Source organism: uncultured Eubacterium sp., assembly GCF_937958975.1.
Taxonomy (GTDB): Bacteria; Bacillota; Clostridia; order Lachnospirales; family Lachnospiraceae; genus Eubacterium_G.
Window position 1 is genome coordinate 59188 of sequence record NZ_CALGRE010000044.1, and the last position, 6828, is coordinate 66015.

1 protein-coding gene is annotated in these 6828 nt (G+C 36.0%); it reads left to right on the forward strand.

Annotated elements, in window-relative coordinates:
• Positions 1-139: 139 nt before the first annotated feature.
• Positions 140-6790 (forward strand): RHS repeat-associated core domain-containing protein, encoded by a 6651-nt coding sequence (locus Q5O86_RS07870; RefSeq protein WP_302626590.1) that lies wholly within the window; start codon positions 140-142, stop codon positions 6788-6790.
• Positions 6791-6828 lie beyond the last annotated feature (38 nt).

Sequence of the window (6828 nt, forward strand, 5' to 3'; positions counted from 1 at the left end):
GTTTATGGTATGGTTCAAAATGTCGGGGGATTTTTGTATAAAACAATATAACACAATGAGCGGAAATTAAAATGAGAGGAGGAAATAATACAAAAAATAAGATTCACAGGCAAAAACTGATATGTATAGGAGGGGACAAATGAGAAGTAAATATCTAAAACAGAGTACAGCTTTTTTAATGGCGATGATACTGGTAGCGACTACACTAAATTTTGATTTTTCAGTTTATGGAGAAATCAGCCATAGAGAAAATGTTAAAGTAGAAACGAAGAAAGAAAATGTACAAGATACAAAAGAGACAAAAGAACCGACAATAGTAAAAGAGCTGGAGGATTTGAGGACAGCATCTTCCAGCACATATCTTTTAAGCAATGGTTCCAGGAGACTCGAGTTATATGGGGCAGATATAAGATACGAAAAGAACGGAAAGTTTGTAGATTATGACCCGACGTTGGTAAAAGTATCCGATAGACAAAAAAAGGTGATACAGAAGAGTAAAATGGTCGGACAGGAAGAGGAGAAGGAATATATTTACACCAATGCATCCGGAGACTCTAAGCAGTATTTTCCGGAAAGTTTGAATGAAAATACAGGTGTGATTCTGGAAAAAGGGGATTATGCTATAGATTTTATGCCCGTGGTCAGGGCAGAAAGTACACTTTCCCTTGAATCCAAAAAAAAGAATCAAATTACTTATGCGACAGATGAAGCGGATATTGCATATAAATATACATCGAATACGGATGGAGTAAAAGAGGAAATTATTTTAAATAGTGTACCGGAAGTAAATATTTTTGAATATTATGTAAATCTTCCCGGGATGAAACTTGTGACTGCAAGAGATAAAAAAAGTATTCAAATTGTGGATAAAAAAACAGGAGAAACCGTTGCGTATATTGCTGAGCCCGATATTAAGGATAGAGATGGACAGGTAAAATATGATGAGGTGGAGTATGATGTGAAAGAAGAGCAAGACGAAAGCTATATACTACAGGTTATTGTAGATGAAAGTTATCTGAAAGCAGAATCCACAAAATATCCTGTTACGATAGACCCTACAGTTCTATGGATGAGTACAAATCTGCAAAGTGCATCTGTATGTAATATGCCATATACTACAACAATAAATATGAAAGATGATGAGATGGCACAAGTACAGAATAAATGTAACACATACGGACCGTATGCTGGCACAGAAAAATATTGTTATATAGATACAAGTGGGATAAGTACAAAAGAAGCTTTTGCCGGTGAAGCAGAAAACCTGGAGAGCAAATATATCCAAAAAGCTTCTCTAAGATTGTTGGAATATAAGACAAATGGCGTACCGACTCCGAATGGTTCTATTGTGTTTCGTCCGGGAACAGTCGAGGTAAGAGGAATTGAAGATACATGGAATCCGAATACAATCACATGGAATAACCATCCTGCTATGGGGGATAAGGTATGGGCTCAGTTTCAGTGTACAGGAAAGAAAATGACTGAGCATAATGTAGATATTACGGAGTGGGCGAGGGCAGTTGTCAATAAAAAAATAGCAAATCATGGTCTTGCACTCAGAGCAAAAGAAGAGGGAACAGGAGATACGTTTTATAGTTCCCAAATAAATTATGATGACGAGGTAAATGAAAATGGACTACATATGGCTACCTATATGATGTTGGTGATTGAATATAGGGATGTTGAGAGATATTATGGCGCTCCAGGCGTATATTCTTCTACAGGAAACTATTCTGAGACATCTGATGATATGATAGTCCAAACAGTGTTAGGAGATATTTCACTTTCGAGAACATATAACTCACTGCAATATAATCAGTCATCTATCGTGGGGAATGGATTTACTTTGAATCATGCCATGAGAGTGATACATAATTCCAGCAGAGCGATGGTTGTCATGCCAAATAGTTCTCAATGGAAGTTTTATAAGTCTGGAACAGAATATACTCCAAAAGGTAATACAGGAAAACTTACCTTTGAAAATAATAAATTTAAGCTTACTACAATTGATATGACAGAGTATGGGTTTGATGAGAATGACTTTTTAGAATATATCAAAGATAGTGATGGCAATATACTCAATATTGCGACAGATTCATCGGGGAAGATTCTTTCTATTACAGATGTTAGTGGTACGAACATTCTTTTTACATATTCAGGTGAGCATGTGGCAAAAATTGAAGAGTTAAAAGACAATATAGTTTTAAAACAGGTGGAATATGTATATTCTGAAGACCATCTTATGAAAGTAAAATATCCGGGAGGTCTGGAAAGGCATTACGAATATACTGCCGGAAGACTGAGCAAGGTAACTGATAGTGGAGAGGATAATGCTGATGCAATGAAAACGATAGGCATTACTTATTATACGGATGGAATGTATGAGGGAATGGTACATACTTTAACGGACAGTATTGATACGAAGTCTACTTATACTTACAATTTTGAAGAAAAATCTACAGTTATAAATGATAGTACAACAGATAATACGAGTATACGATGTATGAAAGAGACTTATAATGATAATCTGGCTGTCATAAAAGTGGAGGATTTAAAAAACAGCTCAGAGAATCAGCAGATACAGGAAATTGAGTATGAGGAACAGGAAAACGTGGACCCGGACAATCCGAGTTCCAATACAGACGAATATGGAAATATTACAAAATATGAATATGATGAAGAGGGTAATTTGACGAAAACGATATATCCTGATGGTTCTACGGAAATATCGGTTTATGACCAGAATAACAATTTAATTCATTTTACAGACAGAAATGGTTTGGTAACGGAAAATACCTATAATGCAGATGGTCTGCTTACGAAAACAACGTGTGGAGGCATTACTACTGCCAGTTATGAATATTATCCGGAAAAGACATATGGAATCGCAGGGCTTATAAGGTCTGAATATGATGGACATAGTAATCATATTACATATAAATATGACAATAAAGGAAATGTCCTGGAGAGTACCGAGTATGGAATCTCAGGTAATTTAGTTCAGACACATACTACAAAAAATACTTATGACAGTCAGGGAAGAGTTATAAAAACAATAGACCCGAATGGAATTGTAACAGAATACATTTATAATGAGGCGGGAAGTGTGTTGTTGACAAAAGTTCAGGACAAGAATGGAAAAAATATACAGATAACCCGGACAGTACATGATGTATTGGGAAGAGTTATTCAGGAGATTAATGCTCTCGATTATGATTCCACGAAGGATAATTTAGAGGCAGATTACTATACGGACAAAAATGTGGGAAGTAGAACAAAATATGATGACAAAGGTCAGGTTATCAGTGAGACTGACCGACTGGGAAATACAACATCCTATATTTATGACAGTGATGGAAACGTAAGTCAGGAAACACAGCCAAATGGTTCCTATAAAACAAACTTATATGATAGGGATGGACGAAAAATAAAGGAAGTCTTTTATGACAATATTACAAAGAAAACGATACTTTCACAGGTTATCTCCTATACGGAAGGAAAAAATGAAGTAATCACAAAGGATTATATGTCAGATGTCATGGTTGCTACCACGAAAGAAGAATATGATTGGGAAGGAAATGTGATTCAAAAAACTGAGCCAAACGGCGCAGTTTCCACAAATACTTATACCAATGGACTCCTTACGAGGGAGGAGCATGCGCTGGGTACTTGGACAGAGTATGTTTATGATACTTGGGGACGTGTTACAAAACAGACAAGTTCTTTTGACGCAGACGGTGACAGTATCACAAAGTATACTTATGATAATTATGGAAATGTACTTACGGAATCAGTTAAGAACAGCACTGCGCGGCAGTCGGAATCTTACTCAAAAAAAGAATACGCTTATGATTTGCAGGATAATCTTGTAAAGACCGTATATTATGAGGGAAATACACCGGTAAAATGTACACAGAGTTTTTATAGCTGGGATGGAAAACTTCTTCGTGAGTTTAAAGGAATGGAGAAGCCTCTTATAATTAATGGACCGGATTATATAGAAAATCCGGATGAACAGGAGTATTCCATAATAAAATACGAGTATGATGATATGGGAAGACTGAAAAAGAAAACAGATGCACTAGGGAATACGGAAACTTACCAATATGATAAAGAAAACCGACAGATATACCGTAAGGATAAAAATGGGGTAGAGCACACGACAGTGTACGACCGCAATGGCAATCCACTGAAAGAAATGAGTGGAGATATCACAAAAATTTATACATATGACTGTATGGGAAATGTGACATCAGAAGCAGAGGGCAGTCTCAAGACAACGTTTACCTATGATGGAAAGGGCAATTGTCTGAGTGAAACTACAGGCAATATAGAAAAAACATATTCTTATAATAATGCGGATATGGTTACAGGCCATACAATTTCTATAGGAGGCGTGCAGAAACAGAATACAACAAAATCTTACGACAATATGGGAAACGTAACGTCAGTTTATGAAAATGGCACATTGAAAGCAAGTTATACATATGATTTATTAGGACAGCTGACTAAGACAACAAATTCGAATGGAACGTCGGAAAATAATACTTACAACCTTGCAGGATTGGTAACATCAACTGTTAATAAAAAGGATACGACGGTGCTTTCAAAATATGTTTATACATATTATTATGATGGTAAGGAGTGTACTAAGACGGATAGTGAAAGTATTCGTACATATGTTTATGATGGTGCAGGACAGCTCATAAAAGAAGTTGAGAAGGCTGCTGCAAGTGATAATGTATCTTTAGAAAAAGCATCTCTGATTCAGGCACATATACCGGTCGAGGTAAATATAGAAACTACAGGTCAGATAAGATACTATAGCTTTATTTCGGCAGTAACCGGGAATTATGTAATATCAAGCGGTAATAATAGTGGTGACCCTGTAGGTTATTTGTATTCGTCAGATGGAACTTTGATTATGAGCAATGATGATGACGGAGGTAATAATAATTTTAAGATACAGACAACTCTCACAGCAGGAACCCGGTATGTTATAGCAGTCAAAGGTCATTCGGGAAAGGTAAATTGTACTTTGCTGATACAACAGAATCAGAATGGGGAGAACACAAAAAGGGAAAATGCAAGAATGATTACCACAGATGTTCCGATATGTGCAAAAATAGACCATAGTTACCAGATGAGGTATTATGGATTTACACCGGAAGCTACGGGTATGTATACATTTTTAGCGACAGAATATAGCAATGAGTCTGTAATTTCGTTGTATTCTTCGGATGGAACTTATATTTTAAATAATCAGGACAGGAACAAATATCCTGCCTATAAATTGGAATATGAGCTTACGGCAGGGAAGTCATATATTATCGGTACAACTTTGCTTTCATCCGGAACTTTGAAATTATCTGTCATACCACCGGAAATGGATGACAGGACAGTTACGGAATATTCTTATGATGCGAGTGGAAATAGAATAAAACAAAAAGAAAATAAGAGTTCAGAAACTATATATACATATGATGAGAATGATAGACTGCTTACCGAGAAGAAAGGAACACAGGAGGCTGTTGCCTATACTTATGATGCAAACGGAAATGTGACAGGCAAGTCGGATGGTACAGTCCAGGCGTTTGATGATAGAAATCGTATGATAAGCTACAAGTCAGAAGATGGTACAACAATTATATACAGTTATTATCCGGATGATATGAGAAAGAGTAAAAAAGAAGGAACATCTACAGAGGTAACACATGTATGGCTGGATGATGAGATAGCTCTTGATTTAAATGGTGATGAGGTAGTTAGCAGTTATATACATGGGGAAAAACTGATTTGTGGGTCATATGGATGGTATCTTTATAATGCTCATGGTGATGTGATAGCTCTGACAGATGAATCAGGAAATATAAAGCGCAGTTATGCGTATAATGCTTTTGGAGTGCAGAGCGGAAGCAATGAGGATGACCAAAATCCATATCGGTATTGCGGAGAATATTATGACGTGGAGAGTGGATATACTTATCTGAAGGCACGTTACTATGATGCGGAGATACGAAGATTTATCAGTGAGGATCCGGCATTGGATGGAGATAACTGGTATGCGTACTGCGGAAATGACCCGGTGAATATGATTGACCCGACGGGAATGTGGGGAAAATCTAATCATGAGAAAATTACTGAGAGGGCACTTAAGAGAATGAAGTGGGTATATCGTACTTTTTTTCCAGCAGAGAGATTATATGAGGGATGCAAATATCCAGATATAGAATATAAAAAATATCATGAATGGCATGGGCATAAAGGATATGATGAAATCATGGTAAAGCAGATATATAAGGCTAAAAAGTATTTTATATTTAGAAAGTATAGCGATGCGGCTTTTGAACTTGGTAAAGGATTACATACAATTCAAGATTTTTATGCACATAATATTGTGTTAAATGGAAAAACAGTAAATTCAAGAAAAGTGGCAAATGGAAGTTTTAAAATTATAAATGGAAGAATAACCTTGGAAAAGGATAAGTTTAATAAATACTTTCCAAAATCTTTTATTAAATCAATTAACAAAAGCAAAGCAATTACAAATGATACAGGTCTTCATTCCAGAACAGCAGATAACCCCCATGCATATTTTTTAGGAGGAGTCTGGAGATGGACATCAGGAGAGAGCTTAAGGTATAAAAAGGCAATAGAAGAATCTAAGCTGTATTTGGAAAGAGCAATGAAATGTTTCACGGATGGAAGTAGATTGAGATTAACAAATAAGGCTAAAGTGGATACCGAAAGGATAAAAAAATCAAAATATTATAAAAAATTAAAATTGTAAGGGAGGAGTTATATATGAAAGAAAATAAGTTATATGCT